Below are 17422 nucleotides of genomic sequence, written 5' to 3'. Positions count from 1 at the left end.
AAAGAAGCCCGGAAGGGTTTCTTTTGTATTTTGTGAGCTTAAATTAAGGTAACGTTTTAGTTTTATAATTGGGGTTTATCTTAAGGCGAGAATGGAAAAGGTGATGAAAAAGGAGGAATTCTTATGAATAAAAAGCTCATTTGCCTAATCCTTACCGCCATATTAGCCCTGTCTTTGTCAGGCTGCATGCAGGGTCCCCAGGACTCAATCGTTAATAGTCATGCTGAAGCCTTGCTGACTAAAAACAATGAGCTGCAGTTCCGGTTTAAAATTAATGATAAAATCCTTTCAGAAGAAGAATTATACAAAGTAAAAGTTTCCATACATAATGAAAAACTGGCAGCTGCCCTGGGTACGGATGAGTTTGTATATGGGGAGGACACGATAATCGACGGGGAATATATAGAAGTCAATAATGAAAAGGGAAACTTTATTTTTATGAATCCCATTCCTCTTACACAGGACCTGCATGTTTTCGAAATAGAAGAAATGATCGTGAATGAAGATGCGGTATCTGTAGAAATCTTAAATGAAGAGGTAGTGATCGCTAGAGCATTCTTAAATAATTTTTCATCACAGCTTTAAATAGAATCAAATGTGATGACAGGATAGTTTTGGTTTTATCTAAATTGGGTAATATTAATTACGCGCATAAAATTGGGGATGGACCAGGTATTTGCCTGGTCTTTTGTCTTTATTGGGACATCTAATATTTTTAATATGAGAAAAGGAATGGTAGAATTAATATAAAAAATTCAGATATTTAAAGGGAGCGGGTACATTGATTTCACCTGAAAATACAGTTATCGGTTTTGTGGGAACAGGGGTTATGGGCAAGAGCATGGCGGGACATCTGCTGAAAGCAGGTTATCCATTAGTTGTTTATACAAGAACCAAAGAAAAAGCTTCTGAACTAATAAAACATGGGGCAGAGTGGGCTGAGACGCCGTTGGAAGTTGCAAAGAAGGCAAATGTCATAATTACGATTGTTGGTTATCCGGCAGATGTAGAGGAAGTGTATCTTGGGGAAAATGGCATTATCACAAATGGCAGAGAAAATACATATGTAATTGACATGACCACCTCGACACCTACATTGGCCAAAAAGATATACGAAGAAGCAGGCAAAAAAGGAATGCATGCAATAGATGCCCCTGTTTCAGGGGGAGATATCGGCGCCAGGGATGCAAAGCTTTCAATAATGGCCGGAGGAGACAGGGACGCATTTCTGGCTGTGGAGCCGATTTTCAACCTTCTCGGAACAAATATCGTTTATCAAGGAAAAGCAGGAGCCGGACAACATACGAAAATGTGTAATCAAATTGCGATTGCATCAAATATGATCGGGGTGTGTGAAGCGGTAGTTTATGCTGAAAAAGCAGGTTTAGATCCAAGGACGGTGCTTCAAAGCATATCATCTGGTGCAGCAGGCAGCTGGTCACTATCAAACCTTGCACCTAGAATAATTGATGGCAACTTTGAACCCGGCTTTTATATAAAACATTTTATTAAGGACATGAATATCGCCTTAGATGAAGCAGAAGCAATGGACATGATGACTCCAGGGCTTGCTCTTGCAAAAAAAATGTATGCCGAGCTTTCTGAAAAAGGGGAAGAAAACAGCGGTACACAGGCGTTATATAAATATTGGGATAAGTAATTTGCGCCCGTTAATGAATAAAGCCCCTTTTTTCACTTCAAACTAATAATGAAAGTGAAAAGGGGGTTAGACAGGTGGCTAAAAAAAATAAGAAAAACGATCCTCAGCAAAAGAACAAAAAAGGCTTCGATTCCGCTGTCATTGATTCTGAATTCTCCCACGAATTTGGAAGTGCTGACACAAATAAAATTCATAAGGATAAAGCCAAAAAGGAAAAAGCATCAAAAAACAACGGGCACTATCAGGGGCAGTAAGGGTGATAAAGGCAGGCAGGAAGCCTGCCTTTTTGCTTTGATTGAAATTAGAAGCAATGAATATACAAACAGCGCCATTCCTACTAAAAAGGAAAATGGCGCTATTGACTGAGTGATTCGCTACAATATACCCTCCAGATACTTTTCAATCCGGTCAAGCCCTTCTTTTAATGTATCCATGGAATATGCAAAGGAAATCCGGAAATAACCTTCTCCATATGAGGAGAATGCACTGCCTGGAACTACTGCAACTCCTGCTTGTTTAACGAGAGAAAGGGCAAATTCAAAGGAGTTCATTGATACATCTGGTATTTTTATGAAAAAATAAAATGCACCATCCGGTTTGACTACATCCAGGTTCATTTGTATTAATCGTTCATATACATAATCACGGCGTTTGGCATATTCATTCCTCATTGGCAGGGCGTCGTTGATTCCTGTTGTCAGCGCATCAAGAGCTGCCATTTGGGAGACAGAAGCTGCACATGTCACATTATACTGATGCACCTTCAAGATATGTTTAGCCAGGTTTTCCGGTGCGAATAAAAGACCAATGCGCCAGCCTGTCATTGAATGGGATTTTGAAAGTCCATTAATTACTATAGTTTGCTCCCGCAAAAGGGAGGCGATTGAGTGGTGTGTTTGATCATAGATCAGTTCGCTGTAAATTTCATCAGCAAGGATAAAGATATCTTTGCCTTTAACAAGAGCAGCAATTTCCTCAAGCTCCTCCAAACTCAGACTGACACCTGTCGGGTTCGAAGGATATGGAAGAACAATACACCTTGTTTTATCACTCATATGTTTTGCAATTAAATCCGCAGTAAATCTAAACTTGTTTCTGGAAATATCAGTATGTACCGGAACTGAACCGCAAAGCTTTATGATTGGCTCATAACCGGGATAAACAGGACCAGGCAGAATTACTTCCGATCCTTCATCCAGAATTGTACGGAATGCAATATCGATAGCTTCACTTGCCCCCGATGTCACAATGACTTCTAGTTCAGGGTTATATGTAAGGTTATATTTTGTTTTTACAAAAGAAGCTGCAGCTTCCCGCAATCGAATATCGCCCGCATTGTGTGTATAGGAGGTAAAGTTCTCGTCGATTGCCTGTTTAGCTGCTTCTTTAACATGTAATGGCGTCGGGAAATCAGGCTGTCCAATTGTAAGAGAAATCATGTCCCTGGTGCCGGCAACCATATTGAAAAACTTTCTGATTCCGGAAATTTCAATGTCCTTCACTCTTTGGTTAATTAAATGTTCCAATGTGTTCACCTCGCATAATCATAATGTATATTCTATCACTTTGATGCGGGAGCAAACAGAAAAAAATAAAACAGGCTCTGAATTCTATTCAGAGCCTCCAAAAATAAAATTAGTATCCGTAATCCCAATCGACTTCGTCTTCATGCCATAATACCGGGGATACAGCACCAAAATCGATTACTTTATTTTCTATATGGCATCGGCAATGTTTGTCGCCGCATTGATCTTTCATTTCCTCAAACACAGAATGCTCCACATTTTCCAGGATTGTAACTTTATGTTCATCATGGTAAAGGATTGCTGTACCTTTCATGCCTGATCGCACCTCTTTTTTAATTTATGTAAAACTTACTTTCAGCTTTACAAACTTATTTTATGACTTGGTAAAAACAGTGTCTACACTGTTATAAGACTGTTCACAAAAAAGTCAAGATGAAAACGTTTTAGAGGAATTTTTGTAAAAAATAAATGAGTGTAAAAATTTACAAATAGTTGAATATAATTCATTTAGAGATTAACATTAGTAGATAGTGGAAACTGCATTTTTAGTTTGTTAGTTTTCCAGCTGAATAAATAAAGGAGGTTTTAAAGTGGAGACATCTTTAGAGAAGCAGCCTTATGAAAGCACTAAGGAATATGAGGAGTATGGCGGGTTCTGGCTCCGATTTGCGGCCTATTTAATCGATTCTATTATTGTTGGAATTCCGCTTACAATTCTAAGCATTGTTATCTTTATGATTTTCTTTGGCACTTCTGACGCTTTTAATACGATGATAAGCGACCCATCTTATATGGAAACAGAAATGACCAATGAAGAAGCTTTTGCATTCATGGGATCTTATTTTGGCGCACTTGGAGTAACCTTTCTTGTCAATCTTGTCGTTGCTGTTGCCTATTTTGCAGGCCTGCACGCATCCAAATGGCAGGGAACTGTGGGCAAAAAGCTGCTGGGATTAAAAGTGACTGACTTAAATGGTAACCGTATTTCTTTCTGGAGGGCGCTTGGAAGATATTTGGCCATGGCCATTCTGTCTGGAATTTTCCTTATCGGCTATATCATTGCGGCCTTTACAGAGAAAAAACAGGCATTGCATGATTTAATTGCAAGCACAGTCGTATTAAAAAAATAAGGTATTTGGTAAAGTAGTTACTTTATTACTGAATAATAAGTTTAAAAAACGAGTTGATCTTCGCTGTGGGCACTTGATCCTCGAAAATGCTGACGCATTACCTTCGTGCGGGATTCATACAATGAAGCTTAATCAAGGTCCTGCGGGAAGTGAGGGAATCCCCGCAGACGGAGCCAAGGAGGCTCTCATTCCTCCCCTCGGGTTCGCTGAATGTCCCATGCTGAAATCAACGGGCAGTATTCATAAGCAAAACGGTATTCTATGCAGATAGACCAATAATAATTCTTAATTAAGCTGCTGGGCAACTGAGTTGCAACGCAGCTTTTTTTGGGGTCAGCAATAGGAAGGATTTATTATCTGCATGCAGAATATATTTTTAGGAAGGGAGGATGAAAATGAAGAAGCAAGATATTGTTACTCACTACGAATCATATTCTGTATGGCTTGAGTCGATAAAAGATCTTGGCCGTGAAAATTGGGTAAAGCCTGTCTCGGATGGAAAATGGCCGGTTGCGGCAGTAGTTGCCCATCTGTTATTTTGGGATAAATATTCTCTTGAACAGCGTTTTCCATTTTTTAAAGAGGGTGCAGTACTTGAGAACTATCCTGATTTTCAAAGTGTGAATGACGCTGCAGGAGAATACGCTAAAAAGCATGCACAATTAGAGATTATTGAAGAACTTTTATCAGTACGGAGTCAATTTCTTCAGATGCTTCAAGGCATGTCAGAAGAAAAACTGGATACAGCTTTTAAAATCGGCGGCACCAGCTTAACTGTGCGCGATTATTTTGCAGACTTTATAGAACATGACATTCACCATAAAAAGCAAATAATGCATGCAGCCGGCATCAGTGTATAACACAGGCTGGCAGTCCGATTTTACTGTAAAGTAAGATGCTATAACGTCATGCAGCAAAACAGGCAGAGGCTCCTGATCGGGATGATGCACTCAATAAAACAAAATGCCCAAAAAAGAAGGCACCATCATTGCGGCAATACGGGAAGATTCTGCCTGTTCATTTAACTCCTCCCCTGTTTTGGCCTTCACAAATCAGACAAGTAGATTAATTGCTTTTTGTTCATTTCTTTTCGCTTTTCCCCTCTTTAAATTAATTTCTGCCATTATTGCATAACAAACTTATCTGAATATTCATAAAAATTTCAAAAATGTTGCATTGAATAAAATTTGGTAAAATAAAAGGGTTTTAAAGAAAGGTCTTGAATAAGGATTAAGGTATTTTTTACCTGAAGGAGCTGATGACATGGAAATAGAAAAAACGGAGCTGCAGAAACAGGGGAATTTCAATTCCTGGCGGCTGTATATGACACTGCCCGTTGTATCATGGGCACTTTACGATTTTGCGAATACTATTTTTTCCTCAAATATTAATACCATTTTCTTTCCTTTTTACCTGCAGGAAGTAATAGGAGAGAATGAAGTTTTGAATCAGATAGCGAGCACCTTTATTTCTTATTCAAATGCGCTGGCAAGCTTTTTTCTTGTCCTGTTCTCTCCATTGTTTGGGGTTATGATAGACAGGACAGGAAGAAAAAAGAAATATATAGTAATCTTTACGCTTATTACTGTAATGGCGACCATTTTAATGGGGGTTTTTGCATCAAGCCAGATTAGCGGGAAAATATTTGGGCTTCCAGTTTATCTTGCACTCGTTATTATATGTTTTATTATTGCAAAGTTTTTTTTCCATTCCAGTCTGGTTTTTTACGATGCCATGATTTCCGATTTGGGAACAAAGCAGGATATACCGCTGATTTCAGGCTTTGGAGTGGCTGTTGGCTATATCGGAACCCTTGTAGGGCTGACAGTTTATTTATTTGTAGGAGATGACGGTTTTCACGAATCTTTTATACCAACTGCCATATTATTTCTGCTGTTTTCTTTGCCGCTGTTTTTCTTTGTAAAAGATAAGCCTTACCAGGCAAAAGAAAAACAAAAATTTTTATCAGGCTATAAGGAAATTTGGCAGACCTTTAAAGATATGAAACATTATAAGGCGATTTTCACTTTCATGATTGCCTATTTTTTTTTTAATGATGCAATTGCCACAACGATTGCCATGATGGCTGTTTACGCAAAAACCATTGTCGGCTTTTCAACTGGCCAATTCATTTTGCTATATCTTGCTTCAACGGTGTCCAGTATAATTGGTTCTTTTGTATTTGGATATATTACCAAGGCGAAAGGGCCCAACAAAGCGGTTAAATACGTTGGGATCCTTCTTCTTGTTGCTCTGGCAATTGCTGTTGGGGCTGTCAATGAAATCATGTTTTGGATTGCGGGCAGCATGTTTGGCGTCGCTCTGGGGTCCATGTGGGTTACCACAAGGACTTATATTGTGGAATTGACTCCAGAAGATAAAAGAGGGCAGTTTTTTGGTTTGTTTGCATTTTCAGGGAAAGTATCTTCCATAATCGGACCCGTTATTTATGGAAGCATTACTTTGATCTTTGCCAGCTATGGAAACCTGGCAAGCAGACTTGCTTTAGGTTCATTGATGATATTAACTATAATTGGACTGCTTGTTCATTCAAAAATTAAGGATGACAGCATTCCTGAATAGGTATGCATCTGTATCGCATGTAAGAAGCAAGCCGCCAATGGCTTGCTTTTTCTTGTTTTAGCAAAGCAGCTGACTTCCAGTCTCAGAAATAAGGACTTTTTTCATAATGAACTGAAATTTTTATAAGAAATTTTATCCATTCATGGTATATTAATAGAGAAAAAGATTCATAATTCATATTCGGTGTCTTGCTGCTCATAAAACAAGTGTCATACAAACAGGAGCCGCGAACTTAGATATAAGCATATGAAAAAGGAAGGGCGAAAAAAGTGGAACAGAAAAAAGGCATTTTACTGGAAAGCGGAACGAATGAACTGGAGATTGTTGAATTCTCAATAGGAAGGAATAAATTTGGGATTAATGTTATTAAAGTGAAGGAAATTATTAATCCTGTCCCTGTCATTCCTGTCCCGCATTCTCATCGTAATATTGAAGGGATCATTGAACTGAGGGGAGAGGTTCTTCCAGTAGTGGATGTAGCATCATCATTAAATATGCCGGCCTCAGAAAGCCCTCAGCAGGATAAGTTTATTGTGACAGAGTTTAATCAGCAGAAAATTGTTTTTCATGTTCATAATGTTTCAAAAATTCACCGCATTTCCTGGAACCAAATTGAGAAGCCTTCTGAAATGTATCAGGGTCAGGAAAGCCAGATTATCGGAATCATAAAGCTTGAGGATGAGATGGTGCTGCTCCTTGATTTTGAAAAAATGGTCACTGAGATAAATCCTGATTCAGGGATTAGCATCCAGAAGGTGCAGAAACTTGGAAAGCGTGAAAGGTCTGACAAGAAGCTGCTTATTGCTGAAGACTCTCCACTCCTAAGAAAGCTTTTGAATGATACTTTAAATGAAGCTGGCTTTTGTCAAATTGAATTCTTTGAAAATGGATACGATGCTTATAGATATTTGCATTCCTTAGCCGAGTCGGGGCGTGATGTCACTGAGGAAGTGCAAATCATGATCACTGATATCGAAATGCCGCAAATGGATGGGCATCACCTTACTAAAAAAGTTAAAGATCATCCTGTGCTTGCAAAAATTCCAGTTATTATTTTTTCTTCATTGATTACCGAAGATCTTCGCCACAAGGGTCAGATGGTTGGAGCCAATGCGCAGGTGAGCAAGCCTGAAATTGCAGAATTGGTGCTTTTGATAGATCAGTATGCATTATAGAACCACCACAAAGAAAAAGCTGGAATACTCCAGCTTTTTCTTGTTAGGTAAGAAAGTATAACTTTGAACTTTGATAATTGTCTAGCTCCAGCGCCTGCCCCCTCGAGGTCACAAGCCTGTCTAGTTGCGGCTCCTAGGGACGAAAGCCTAGCCAAACCCTTCCAGAAGGAAAGAACACCTTCTTGCATGGCTCGTCTCATGCTTGTCGTCCCTGTGCAGCCGCCTCCACATTTCGGCAATCCTCCTAAAAAGGCAAAGGACGCCTTTCCATGAGGCCCGTCTTAGGCTTTTCGGGGGTGAGCACCTAGGGAAAGCTTCCTTGGATGTTCTTCGCAGGAACAAGCGGTTTCGGCTTGTTCCGAAGGCGCTTGCGCTTTTCTTGATTAAAAGTAACTTTCTCCTAATTTCTTAAATACAGGTTTTTCATAGCGGTGCTTTTTTGCATTTGGCTTGCTATTAAGCTCTTTTAGCCCTGTATATGACATAAGCAATTTTTTCGCCGCATTAAGAGATAGAGAAGATTTTGGATTTCTGACGAAGGAATCGAGTTTGCCCAAATGGGGAAGCTCTGAGAAATCCTCTTTAGAAGGCGGAAGATGGAAAGAATAATTCCCGCATTTTACGAGAACATCTGACTGCTGCTGGCTGTTTTTTGGATTGCCAGAATAGTGAAGGCCTGCTTTCTGGGCTTTTCCTTCTCTAATTAACTTTTGAAGTGCATCGTGCTTTAATTTATACAAAAATTTAGGGTTTGGTGCTGTCTTTGCATGGCGGTTAACGGTGAAGATGGCTTGAGAGAGGTTTTCAACCGTTGGTTGCAGATGGGGATATTGTTTCTTATCAGAATTCAATTTCCAATCTCCTTTCAAATTATAAAGGGGTATAAACAATATTATACCCTTTTTAGTCAATAAAACCAACTTGGATAAGGCTTTTAATACAAAAGCTTATCCATCCAGCTGCTTTCTGCTTATAGGTTGTAAGGATCCTGACTTTTTCCATATAACCATCAGCATTGATGAACCTAATAATGTTGTTGCCAAGCCAGCGCCAATCATAACAAAAGAGGCACCTAGCTGTTTTGCAAGAAGAGCTCCTGCAGCAGGTGCAATAAGCATGGAAAAAGTCTGCAGGGACATGGCGGCAGCCGAAACTCTGCCCATCATTTGCTTTGGTGTTTCAGATTGGAGCACATAGCCGTAAGGAACAGATTCTCCAGCTCCTAAAAGACCTAATAGACATGCACCGATTATCCAGACCAGTGGAGGGAAATTAAGAAGACCTAAGCCTCCAAGTCCAACAGCTACAATAAAAGTGCCGCTTAATATGGCCGAAGAACTCATTAAATGGACGGGTTTTCGGTTCCACCCTGTCCAATGGCCCAGCAAAAGTGAGCCAGCAACACTGCCTGCTCCCACTGCACTGATCAGTAATCCAAAATTGCCCTCATTAAATCCAATCTGCTTTGCAATAAAAATAAATAACCCATCATAAAGGAAAATGATGAAAAATGCTGCAGAAGAAAGAATAATTGAGACCCTTAAAAGGGGAGTGTGGAAAATATGTTTTATGCCCTCTGAAAATTCTTTCCAATAACTTGTTTTGACAGTATAGTCTTCTGCCATTCTTTTATCTGATTCCTCAAAAGAAGTTAAGCTGGGAAGAAATAGAAGGAAAACAATGGCTGCAATGAATCCTGCTGCTTCAAATAGAAAGGGGCTTTTTGGTCCGAAAACTGCTATTATCCCTCCGCCTAATGCTGGCCCGGCAATTTTCATGGTATTGACTGAAAGCTGGCTTAGAGTTACTGCTTCAGGCAGCATGCTGTCAGGTACAATCATCCGGATAGCACTCTGCCTTGCCGGGTCGTAAAGGGCTGATACGGTTCCCTTTAAAAAGACAAATAATAGCAGAATGTATAGGTTGGGAGCGTAAAACAAGCCTCCGACAAAGACAATTCTTAAAAGGAGGCAAACGATCATAACAGCTTTTTTCGGTAATCTATCCACAAATACACTTGCAAATGGACCGATAATGACCCAGGGAAGGCCGAGAACAATAATAACAGAGGCAATTGCCGTTTCATCAAGCCCCCAGTGATAAGCGACAATAACCTGCAAAGCAATAAAATCGAGCCAGTTACCCAAATCGGAAAATAACTGGGCACCAAATAGAGAGCGAAAGGATTTCAGCTTGAGTGGTTTAAAAATGCCGGGTTTCATTGGCAATTCCCCTTATCCCCGCCAATGGCCCTCCTTCGCCTGTTTAGCAGCTTTTCAGTATTGCCATGAGGGTCCTGGCCATCTGGCAGATTATTATTTTGCAGCGCTTCAATTGATTCTTCAATCCATTTAATTTCTGTTTCCAGCTTCATTTCTGCATATCGAATAGAGAGGCAGCCAAGCTTGCTGACATAGGAGTATCCATTTCGCGGCCATTCTTGTACAAATTTTAGAATATCAGAGGTTTCTTCTTTTCTTTTTAATAAATGGCTAATTAACACTTCATTATCCATATCTTCATGCCATGTTGACATTTTCATTAGCAATTCATCTTTAATAACCGGGAAAGAAGGAGGAATCTTCAGCCAGTTCTCAAACTCTTTCCAGCCTTTTGCAGTGAGCTCATACATTTTTTTCTTTCTTCCTTCATCTTCCTGCTCGATTGCATAGATAAATCCTTCTTCCTCCAGCTTTTTTAATTTCGGGTAAATGCTCCCATAGCTCATTCCCCAATAAAGGCCAGCAGCTTTGTGTTCAAATTCAGATTTAATATTATATCCTGTGCTGGGCCAAAAGCTTAGCACAGCAAGAATGGTATGTTCTATAGACAATTATAAAACTCCTTTCAATGTATCATGCTGATATATCAATATGATATGTTGTGTTTAAAAAAATATCAACTAAAAAATAAAAACTTTCGCAATTTTTCAGCGAAAGTTTTGTTGAAAGGACGATTGTAAGTAACAGCTAAGGCTGTATCCGTACCCTGGTGCCATTTGGCACTATGCGTGACAATTCGAGCACATCCTGGTTATACATGCGTATACAGCCTTGGGAAACAGATTGGCCAATTGAGGAAGGATTATTAGTTCCGTGAATTCCATAGCCGGCTTTCGACAGGGAAAGCCACATGACACCATATGGGCCGCCGGGATTAGGTTCTCTGTTCACAATAACAAACTCTCCAATTGGGGTCTGTGTCAGCATTTTTCCGACGGCAATGGGGTACACTTTTTGAATGGCACCGTTATATAAAAGAGTTAAGCTTCTTTTACCTCTTGAAACAATGATGGTATACGGAATGGAATCTGGTTCCGGCAGCCCTGGTATTACTAATCGCTGGCCGGGATAGATCAGGCCTGGGTTTACAATGGAAGGGTTTGCCCCCAGAAGCTCGCTTAAAGGGCGGCGGTAATTCTTTGCGATGACAGACAATGTCTCACCAGGTTTTACTATATGGTACATAACAATCACCTCTTTCTGAAAGGTCTATTCAAATATATGCCTGCAAAAATGATCTTGTAACTTATTGAATAAATTGTGTCACGAAGGCAGCAAAAAAAGGAAAGCTGCAAAGGTGTGCTTTCCTTTAATTCCCGCTGTTTGATTGTAGGGTAAATACCGTCAGTTCAGGTTTGGATAAAAACCGGAAGGGCAGCCGGGTTGTACCAAGCCCTCTGTTTACATAAAGAGTTAAAGGGCGTTGGCTGCCGATTTCATAGAAGCCTTCATAGTATCTTTCAGCATGCGGCGGTTTAACTAACGCTCCAATGAACGGCAGTTTTATTTGTCCTCCATGACTATGGCCGCTCAACTGCAGATTGATGTTGAAAGCTGAGGCTTCATCTGCTAAATCCGGTGCATGGGACAATAAAATGTTATAGGAAGAATCGTCCAGACTTCCGCTGGCAAGCTTTATGTCCGGTTTGCCGAGCATGGCATCGTCAATGCCGATAATCTGGATGCTGCTTCCGGAAAACTCGATTTTCCGATTTTCATTCAGCAAAAGAATAAACCCGGATTCTTCCATAATAGATTTATAGATATCAGAACCATAGCCCCCGTGATCATGGTTTCCATAAATAGCAAACCTTCCAAGCGGCGCCTGAATCCTTTTCAGGAGGGGGGCGATTTGGTTTGCCTCTTTATATTTGTTGGGTTCATCCATCAGATCACCTGTAAAGAAGACAATATCAGGCTTCAAGCTGTTTATCTTTTCAATCAATTTTTCAAGCTGTTTCAGGTCATAATGAAATCCTAAATGGGTATCGCTGAATTGGATGATTTTTTTATTATGGAACGCTTGTGGAATAGCGTTGTCAGAAATTTTGTAGTTTGTGATTTCCAAGAGCCGCGGCTCAATATCCCGTGCATAATAATAGCCGCCTGCACTAATACCAAAAACAGCAGCAAAAAAGCCGAGAGCTCTTTTTAAAAAAGATCTTCTGGACACTTTTTCCGGCATTTAGCATACCAACCTATCTATTAAAATTTTTTTTGAAGTATTGAGCATGAGTAAAGGCAATGCTTCTCATAGCAGTATCTTTAATACTATCAAACTATCCTATTAAAAAGAAGAAATAACTATGCTTGTTTTTTATCCTTCATTTTCCTTAAAATTATTAATTAATTTGTAAATAATAATTCGAAAATTCTATATTAAATGGTAAAATATAAATGAATGATCATTCATTTTTTGAGAGGGGAATTAGAATGAAGAATAAAACAGTCATTGTTACTGGCGGTTCCAGCGGTATGGGAAAATATATGGCAAAGAGGTTTGCTGAAGCCGGAGCGAATGTGGTGATAACAGGAAGGAATCCGGAACGCCTCGAGACAGCAAAAGCTGAAATTCAAACCTTCCAGGGTCAAGTTTTGACAATTCAAATGGATGTCCGTGAAATTGAACATGTTAAACATATGCTCAACGAAACACTAAATGTATTTGGACAAGTTGATTTCCTTGTTAATAATGCAGCGGGAAATTTTATATGCCCTGCAGAGAGCTTGAGTGCAAATGGATGGAATTCTGTTATTAATATTGTCTTGAATGGAACCTTTTATTGTTCGAGTGAAGTCGGTAAACACTGGATTGAAAAAGGAGTTAAGGGAAGCATCATTAATATGGTGGCTACATATGCATGGGATGCTGGAGCGGGTGTTATACACTCGGCAGCAGCAAAAGCAGGTGTATTATCCATGACAAGAACCTTGGCTGTAGAATGGGGAAGAAAATACGGAATTAGAGTGAATGCAATAGCCCCAGGTCCGATTGAAAGGACAGGAGGGGCTGACAGGCTTTGGGAATCAGAAGAAGCTGCAAACAGGACACTCCAAAGTGTGCCCCTTGGCAGGCTCGGTAAGCCGGAAGAAATCGCAGAATTGGCATTCTTCCTTTTCTCTGAGCATGCAGGTTATATTAATGGGGAGTGCATCACTATGGATGGAGGACAGTGGCTGAATCAATTTCCATTTTAATGCTTATGAATACCGGCTGAATTAATTTCAGCCGGTTGCCATTATCTATTGGTAACTTACTGCTCTGGATTGCAATGCTTTCCATGATGAGATGAATCGTTCTTTAGAAACCTTCACCTGTTTTTTCCCTGAGAGGGGATCGTTTAGAATAACAAACTGTTCATCATAGCCTACCAATACGACTGCATGAAGATCTAAAGGAGTTTTAATGGTTTTGCCGGAGTGAGTCCAGGACTCCCAGCGGTCAGGAAGCCTATAATCTCCTGTTGTCCAGACCACAGCAGGATATCCCTTGGATACATGCATAAGAATCGCTTCAAAATTTTGGCCGGATAAATTTACGGCTCTTCCGGGAAGATATTTATTCACTAATTCTTCAATTGGTTTATCAAAAACAGCGTAGCCTGCACTTGTCCCGGTCATATCTCCTACAAATCCTTCTGCTGGATTACCCCATTTTAAAATATCGCCTTTTGAACGTATCAGCGGATCATTATCTTTCTTTACTGCATTATACAAATCCATTTTCCCTACTTGCACACCTGCATGCCGCAGGACCATTGTCAGGCTGGTTACTTCGCATCCATACTTCAATTCGGGGTTTTGTCTGATTAGTGGAACATCAATGATGACAGATTCCTTTTTCACAGCCGCAGGAGTTTTCGGAGATTGGGCTGTTGCTTTCTGCTGTACCTTCTTTGCCTTTACTGGTATTTGTGCATCCAGATCTTTTGAGGCCATGTCAGGCTTTTGCAAAGGACTGGCAGGTTCTGAATGGCCGCAGCCAAGCAAAGGAATAAGAAGGGATATAAATAGGAGATTTCTCATGAAATACCCTCTTTCTTTGATGTCCTGATATTAGCTTGTGAGAGAAGGCGCGGCAATATGATGCAAAGCTTTTGCCAAACAATGCTGTTTTATCAAAAAGTGGAATCTATATTTTGAATAGTAAAAGTTTTAAGCGAATATGGTATAATAACTCATTAATATACATAGGGAGGCTAGGACATGGATGCATTGGATATCCTTACAGATTTGGATAATGTATTTCCTTATTTCCAGCCAATATTCAGTGCAGATGAGCATCGTGTCATTGGTTATGAGGTTTTAGGCCGATATAGAGGATCTGATGGAGTTATAAGTAGTCTGGGGCCGTTCTTCCAGGATGAGAATATTCCTGAAGAATACCGGATTGAAGTAGATTATGAAGTATTAAAAAAGGCTTTGGATAAGGCCCGGGACCTGGATAAGGATATTTTGCTTTTTGTCAACAGGGATGCTGACTTGCTCATGTATAATGACGGGGAACAATTTTTAAATACCCTCCAGGAATATGAAAAACAAGGAATAAGCCTTGACAGGATTGTATTGGAAATTACAGAACGGAATTATAAGGGAGATATTGACCATCTGGACCATCTATTGAATTATTACAGGACTTATGGAATTAAATTAGCAATAGATAAACTTGGAAATGAAAGCAGTCATCTCGATAGGATCGGGCAATTGGCTCCCGACATTTTAAAGGTGGATCTGGAGTCCATGAAATCAAATGCTTCTGCTTATAATTTTAATGATATCCTCTATTCTTTATCCATGCTTGCCAGGAAAATAGGAGCGAGCATGCTTTTTGAAAATATTGAAATGGTTTACCAGCTTCAGTTTGCCTGGAAAAATGGAGGCCGTTATTATCAAGGTTATTATTTGCAAAAACCGGCTGAAAATTTCACTGATAGAGATATTTTAAAGGAAAAATTTCGAAGTGAATGCCATCGGTTTATTGTACATGAAAAGAAAAAACTGGAGTCCTTGTATCAGGTTACACTTGAGTTCAACGAAAAGATGATTGATTTTGCAAATAAAAATAAAAAGGTTTTTGTATATGAAGAAACCTTGGAGCAGATTGCGGTTCTTCTGGATGGTGCAGCTTTTCGCCTGTATATTTGCGATGAAGATGGATTCCAGAAATCTGCGAATTACTTCAAACGGGATGGGGAATGGATAACCCAGGAAGAATATCTTCACAAAAACTGGAGCTGGCGGCCATACTTTCTTGAAAATATCATGAAAATGCGAATAAATAAAAAAGGTATCCTCTCTGATTTGTATACTGATATTGAGACAGGTGAAACAATCAGGACGTTTTCCTTTCCGCTTAATACCAATGATTACTTATTTGTGGATCTATCGTATGAATTTTTATACAACCATGATGGGTTATTATAAGCATAAAATTTTAAAAGTATAAACAATCTTAATTTGAGGAAATGTAAGTGTAGAACTTTCCTTGAGGAGAGATTAGACATGAGCATGTACACATTGATCATTTTACTAATTGGAGTGGGTATCCTTGGATACTCCTTAGTTTACACTTTGTTTGTTGCAAAAGAGCGAAAAGCCGTAAAGGGCGATATTGATGCAGAATTGCCGGATAATGTTCAGAAGCATGCATATATTAGAAATCCGATTTTTCTAACGTATGTGATTTTCTTTGGAATTGTTCTTGTTATGATTATCTATTTTGCACTTACATGGAATTGGTAAAGACCCTCATAGGCAGGGTCTTTTTTTATTGAAATGGGTACATGCTGCTGATTAACAATATTTACATCATTATTTATATACACTTTTCCGCTTATTGCGTTAATTCTTTGTCAATTCGGGTAGATTCATAACAAGAAAAGAATTATTATGTCAAAACGTAAGAGAATTTCGGGTGCGAAAACCGGCAACAGCAGCTTTATTTGCTGGTAAAATTGATGGTACACAATAGTAAACGATTAAGAAAGGGAGAGTGGAATGTACAAGCACTTAGCAGGAATTATTATAACAATTGCAGTCATGGCAGCAGCGATTCCTTCCCATACAAATGCCGAGAGCCTTAACAATAACCAAGAGGTATACAAATTCTTGCAAAATGCATTTCATACACAGGTTTCGCTGAGCGAGGAAGAGCGAAGCATGAAGGAAGTCGATGAATTGCTTGACCCATATTTTTCTGAAGAGCCTAAAGCTGAATTTCTGAATGAAAACCTTGTTTCAGAGAATGGCAAGTATTTTACCCTTGGATCTGATGCTGCTGCATATTACATTCCCTTCTTTACGTATTCAGATAGTACAAAAGTAGTTAAAGAAGGAAGCAAAATTTATGTGTATGAATACTTTCCGGAAAATAATGAAGGCCCAGTAGAATACGAAGGTCACTATGAGGGACTTTTACTTGTGGAACAAGAAGGGGAATTTAAAGTCGCCAAATTCCTGGGTGAAAATATACCCGAGAAAATTTTAAAGAAAGCCGAGAGTAATGAAGAAGCAGCAACACAAAGCTCATTTAAAACACCTGAAAATCCAAATTGGATTAACAAACCGTCGTATCAATTCGGTTTCCTGCTGAATCCATTCGACGCTTTGTTTCGTTCCGGAAGTATGGTTTTAACAGATAATAAACAAGGTATAATTGCTTTATTTGAACATCAGGAATTAAACGGGCAGCTGGCATCCAATTAGATGATAGGAGCTTAAAAGCTTAGCTTTTAAGCTCCTATTTTTATTATTGCAGCCTGACAGGCAGGAGATCCATGCAATTGAAGTTTCACTTTATGCCATCATCTAATACAGATTGCAGTCTTTCCAGGTCAAATCCCCTAATGACAGTATCTCCGATGACAATTGTTGGAGTGGAAAAAGATTTATATTGTCTGGTCAGCTCTTTGTGGGCTGCTGCATCTTTTTTAATATCTTTTATCGTATAAATATATCCTTTTTCATTCAAAAACATCTTCGTAATCTCACAGGGCGGACAATCCGGCTGTGTGTATAAAACAATTTCTTTCAAAGTGCTTCCCCCTGAGTTTTTTGTTATTCCATC

The 17422-nt window shown here is 39.4% G+C and carries 20 protein-coding genes; 11 read left to right on the top strand and 9 right to left on the bottom strand.

Annotated elements, in window-relative coordinates:
• The first annotated feature begins 123 nt into the window (after positions 1-123).
• The 3 genes from MKY20_RS22230 to MKY20_RS22220 all read left to right on the top strand — a co-directional run bounded on the left by MKY20_RS22230 (position 124) and on the right by MKY20_RS22220 (position 1914).
• Complete coding sequence (locus tag MKY20_RS22230) at positions 124-585, top strand: hypothetical protein (protein ID WP_009331018.1); 462 nt, start codon at positions 124-126, stop codon at positions 583-585.
• Between the two features lie 196 nt (positions 586-781).
• Positions 782-1660, top strand: coding sequence for an NAD(P)-dependent oxidoreductase (locus MKY20_RS22225; RefSeq protein ID WP_009331017.1), 879 nt, complete (start codon positions 782-784; stop codon positions 1658-1660).
• Between the two features lie 74 nt (positions 1661-1734).
• Positions 1735-1914 carry a hypothetical protein gene (locus MKY20_RS22220; RefSeq protein WP_009331016.1) on the top strand — a complete coding sequence of 60 codons (180 nt, stop codon included), beginning with the start codon at positions 1735-1737 and terminating at the stop codon, positions 1912-1914.
• 120 nt (positions 1915-2034) lie between these two features.
• On the opposite strand, the gene MKY20_RS22215 is transcribed toward MKY20_RS22220, so the two are convergent.
• Complete coding sequence (locus tag MKY20_RS22215; protein ID WP_009331015.1) at positions 2035-3186, bottom strand: aminotransferase A; 1152 nt, start codon at positions 3184-3186, stop codon at positions 2035-2037.
• Positions 3187-3295: 109 nt separating this feature from the next.
• Positions 3296-3499, bottom strand: coding sequence for a hypothetical protein (locus MKY20_RS22210; RefSeq protein WP_009331014.1), 204 nt, complete (start codon positions 3497-3499; stop codon positions 3296-3298).
• A gap of 277 nt (positions 3500-3776) precedes the next feature.
• Between MKY20_RS22210 and MKY20_RS22205 the strand changes: the two genes are divergently transcribed.
• From MKY20_RS22205 to MKY20_RS22190, 4 genes are all read left to right on the top strand, one after another.
• A complete protein-coding gene (locus MKY20_RS22205; protein WP_019381654.1) occupies positions 3777-4316 on the top strand; it encodes an RDD family protein in 540 nt (179 codons plus the stop codon).
• 395 nt (positions 4317-4711) lie between these two features.
• Positions 4712-5176 carry a DinB family protein gene (locus MKY20_RS22200; protein WP_019381656.1) on the top strand — a complete coding sequence of 155 codons (465 nt, stop codon included), beginning with the start codon at positions 4712-4714 and terminating at the stop codon, positions 5174-5176.
• Between the two features lie 403 nt (positions 5177-5579).
• A complete protein-coding gene (locus MKY20_RS22195; RefSeq protein WP_341003016.1) occupies positions 5580-6899 on the top strand; it encodes an MFS transporter in 1320 nt (439 codons plus the stop codon).
• A gap of 269 nt (positions 6900-7168) precedes the next feature.
• Positions 7169-8074 (top strand): chemotaxis protein, encoded by a 906-nt coding sequence (locus tag MKY20_RS22190; protein ID WP_009331010.1) that lies wholly within the window; start codon positions 7169-7171, stop codon positions 8072-8074.
• A 383-nt stretch (positions 8075-8457) separates the two neighbouring features.
• Here the strand turns inward: MKY20_RS22190 and MKY20_RS22185 are convergent, their stop codons facing one another.
• The 5 genes from MKY20_RS22185 to MKY20_RS22165 form a co-directional block, all read right to left on the bottom strand.
• A complete protein-coding gene (locus MKY20_RS22185) occupies positions 8458-8925 on the bottom strand; it encodes a YkyB family protein (protein WP_009331009.1) in 468 nt (155 codons plus the stop codon).
• A 96-nt stretch (positions 8926-9021) separates the two neighbouring features.
• Positions 9022-10296, bottom strand: a complete 1275-nt coding sequence (locus MKY20_RS22180; protein ID WP_009331008.1) for an MFS transporter — start codon at positions 10294-10296, stop codon at positions 9022-9024.
• Positions 10293-10907 carry a helix-turn-helix transcriptional regulator gene (locus MKY20_RS22175; protein ID WP_009331007.1) on the bottom strand — a complete coding sequence of 205 codons (615 nt, stop codon included), beginning with the start codon at positions 10905-10907 and terminating at the stop codon, positions 10293-10295. The genes MKY20_RS22180 and MKY20_RS22175 overlap by 4 nt, the downstream gene beginning before the upstream one ends.
• Positions 10908-11043: 136 nt before the next feature.
• Positions 11044-11541 (bottom strand): L,D-transpeptidase family protein, encoded by a 498-nt coding sequence (locus MKY20_RS22170; RefSeq protein ID WP_009331006.1) that lies wholly within the window; start codon positions 11539-11541, stop codon positions 11044-11046.
• Between the two features lie 124 nt (positions 11542-11665).
• Positions 11666-12541, bottom strand: coding sequence for a metallophosphoesterase (locus MKY20_RS22165; RefSeq protein WP_019381659.1), 876 nt, complete (start codon positions 12539-12541; stop codon positions 11666-11668).
• Between the two features lie 248 nt (positions 12542-12789).
• On the opposite strand from MKY20_RS22165, the gene fadH reads away from it, so the two are divergent.
• Positions 12790-13554: a 2,4-dienoyl-CoA reductase gene (fadH, locus tag MKY20_RS22160; protein ID WP_009331004.1), complete on the top strand. Its 765-nt coding sequence runs from the start codon at positions 12790-12792 to the stop codon at positions 13552-13554.
• A gap of 45 nt (positions 13555-13599) precedes the next feature.
• On the opposite strand, the gene MKY20_RS22155 is transcribed toward fadH, so the two are convergent.
• Positions 13600-14382: a C39 family peptidase gene (locus MKY20_RS22155; protein ID WP_009331003.1), complete on the bottom strand. Its 783-nt coding sequence runs from the start codon at positions 14380-14382 to the stop codon at positions 13600-13602.
• 180 nt (positions 14383-14562) lie between these two features.
• Between MKY20_RS22155 and MKY20_RS22150 the strand changes: the two genes are divergently transcribed.
• The 3 genes from MKY20_RS22150 (at position 14563) to MKY20_RS22140 (ending at position 17061) form a co-directional block, all read left to right on the top strand.
• Positions 14563-15780 (top strand): EAL domain-containing protein, encoded by a 1218-nt coding sequence (locus tag MKY20_RS22150; protein ID WP_009331002.1) that lies wholly within the window; start codon positions 14563-14565, stop codon positions 15778-15780.
• A 78-nt stretch (positions 15781-15858) separates the two neighbouring features.
• Positions 15859-16098, top strand: coding sequence for a hypothetical protein (locus MKY20_RS22145; protein ID WP_019381660.1), 240 nt, complete (start codon positions 15859-15861; stop codon positions 16096-16098).
• Positions 16099-16353: 255 nt separating this feature from the next.
• Positions 16354-17061: a DUF3993 domain-containing protein gene (locus tag MKY20_RS22140; RefSeq protein WP_019381661.1), complete on the top strand. Its 708-nt coding sequence runs from the start codon at positions 16354-16356 to the stop codon at positions 17059-17061.
• A gap of 85 nt (positions 17062-17146) precedes the next feature.
• Here the strand turns inward: MKY20_RS22140 and MKY20_RS22135 are convergent, their stop codons facing one another.
• Positions 17147-17389: a glutaredoxin family protein gene (locus MKY20_RS22135; RefSeq protein ID WP_009330999.1), complete on the bottom strand. Its 243-nt coding sequence runs from the start codon at positions 17387-17389 to the stop codon at positions 17147-17149.
• Positions 17390-17422: the final 33 nt, after the last annotated feature.

The sequence above is a fragment of the Cytobacillus sp. FSL W8-0315 genome, assembly GCF_038002905.1.
GTDB lineage: Bacteria > Bacillota > Bacilli > Bacillales > Cytobacillaceae > Cytobacillus > Cytobacillus pseudoceanisediminis.
The sequence above is the reverse complement of the archived record's forward strand: the minus strand, read 5'-3'. Positions and strand labels throughout refer to the sequence as shown.

Coding starts and splice junctions, on each gene's coding strand:
- MKY20_RS22230 (WP_009331018.1), top strand. CDS start 124: ATGAATAAAAAGCTCATTTGCCTAATCCTTACCGCCATATTAGCCCTG.
- MKY20_RS22210 (WP_009331014.1), bottom strand. CDS start 3,499: ATGAAAGGTACAGCAATCCTTTACCATGATGAACATAAAGTTACAATC.
- MKY20_RS22200 (WP_019381656.1), top strand. CDS start 4,712: ATGAAGAAGCAAGATATTGTTACTCACTACGAATCATATTCTGTATGG.
- MKY20_RS22195 (WP_341003016.1), top strand. CDS start 5,580: ATGGAAATAGAAAAAACGGAGCTGCAGAAACAGGGGAATTTCAATTCC.
- MKY20_RS22180 (WP_009331008.1), bottom strand. CDS start 10,296: ATGAAACCCGGCATTTTTAAACCACTCAAGCTGAAATCCTTTCGCTCT.
- MKY20_RS22170 (WP_009331006.1), bottom strand. CDS start 11,541: ATGTACCATATAGTAAAACCTGGTGAGACATTGTCTGTCATCGCAAAG.
- MKY20_RS22165 (WP_019381659.1), bottom strand. CDS start 12,541: ATGCCGGAAAAAGTGTCCAGAAGATCTTTTTTAAAAAGAGCTCTCGGC.
- fadH (WP_009331004.1), top strand. CDS start 12,790: ATGAAGAATAAAACAGTCATTGTTACTGGCGGTTCCAGCGGTATGGGA.
- MKY20_RS22155 (WP_009331003.1), bottom strand. CDS start 14,382: ATGAGAAATCTCCTATTTATATCCCTTCTTATTCCTTTGCTTGGCTGC.
- MKY20_RS22150 (WP_009331002.1), top strand. CDS start 14,563: ATGGATGCATTGGATATCCTTACAGATTTGGATAATGTATTTCCTTAT.
- MKY20_RS22145 (WP_019381660.1), top strand. CDS start 15,859: ATGAGCATGTACACATTGATCATTTTACTAATTGGAGTGGGTATCCTT.
- MKY20_RS22140 (WP_019381661.1), top strand. CDS start 16,354: ATGTACAAGCACTTAGCAGGAATTATTATAACAATTGCAGTCATGGCA.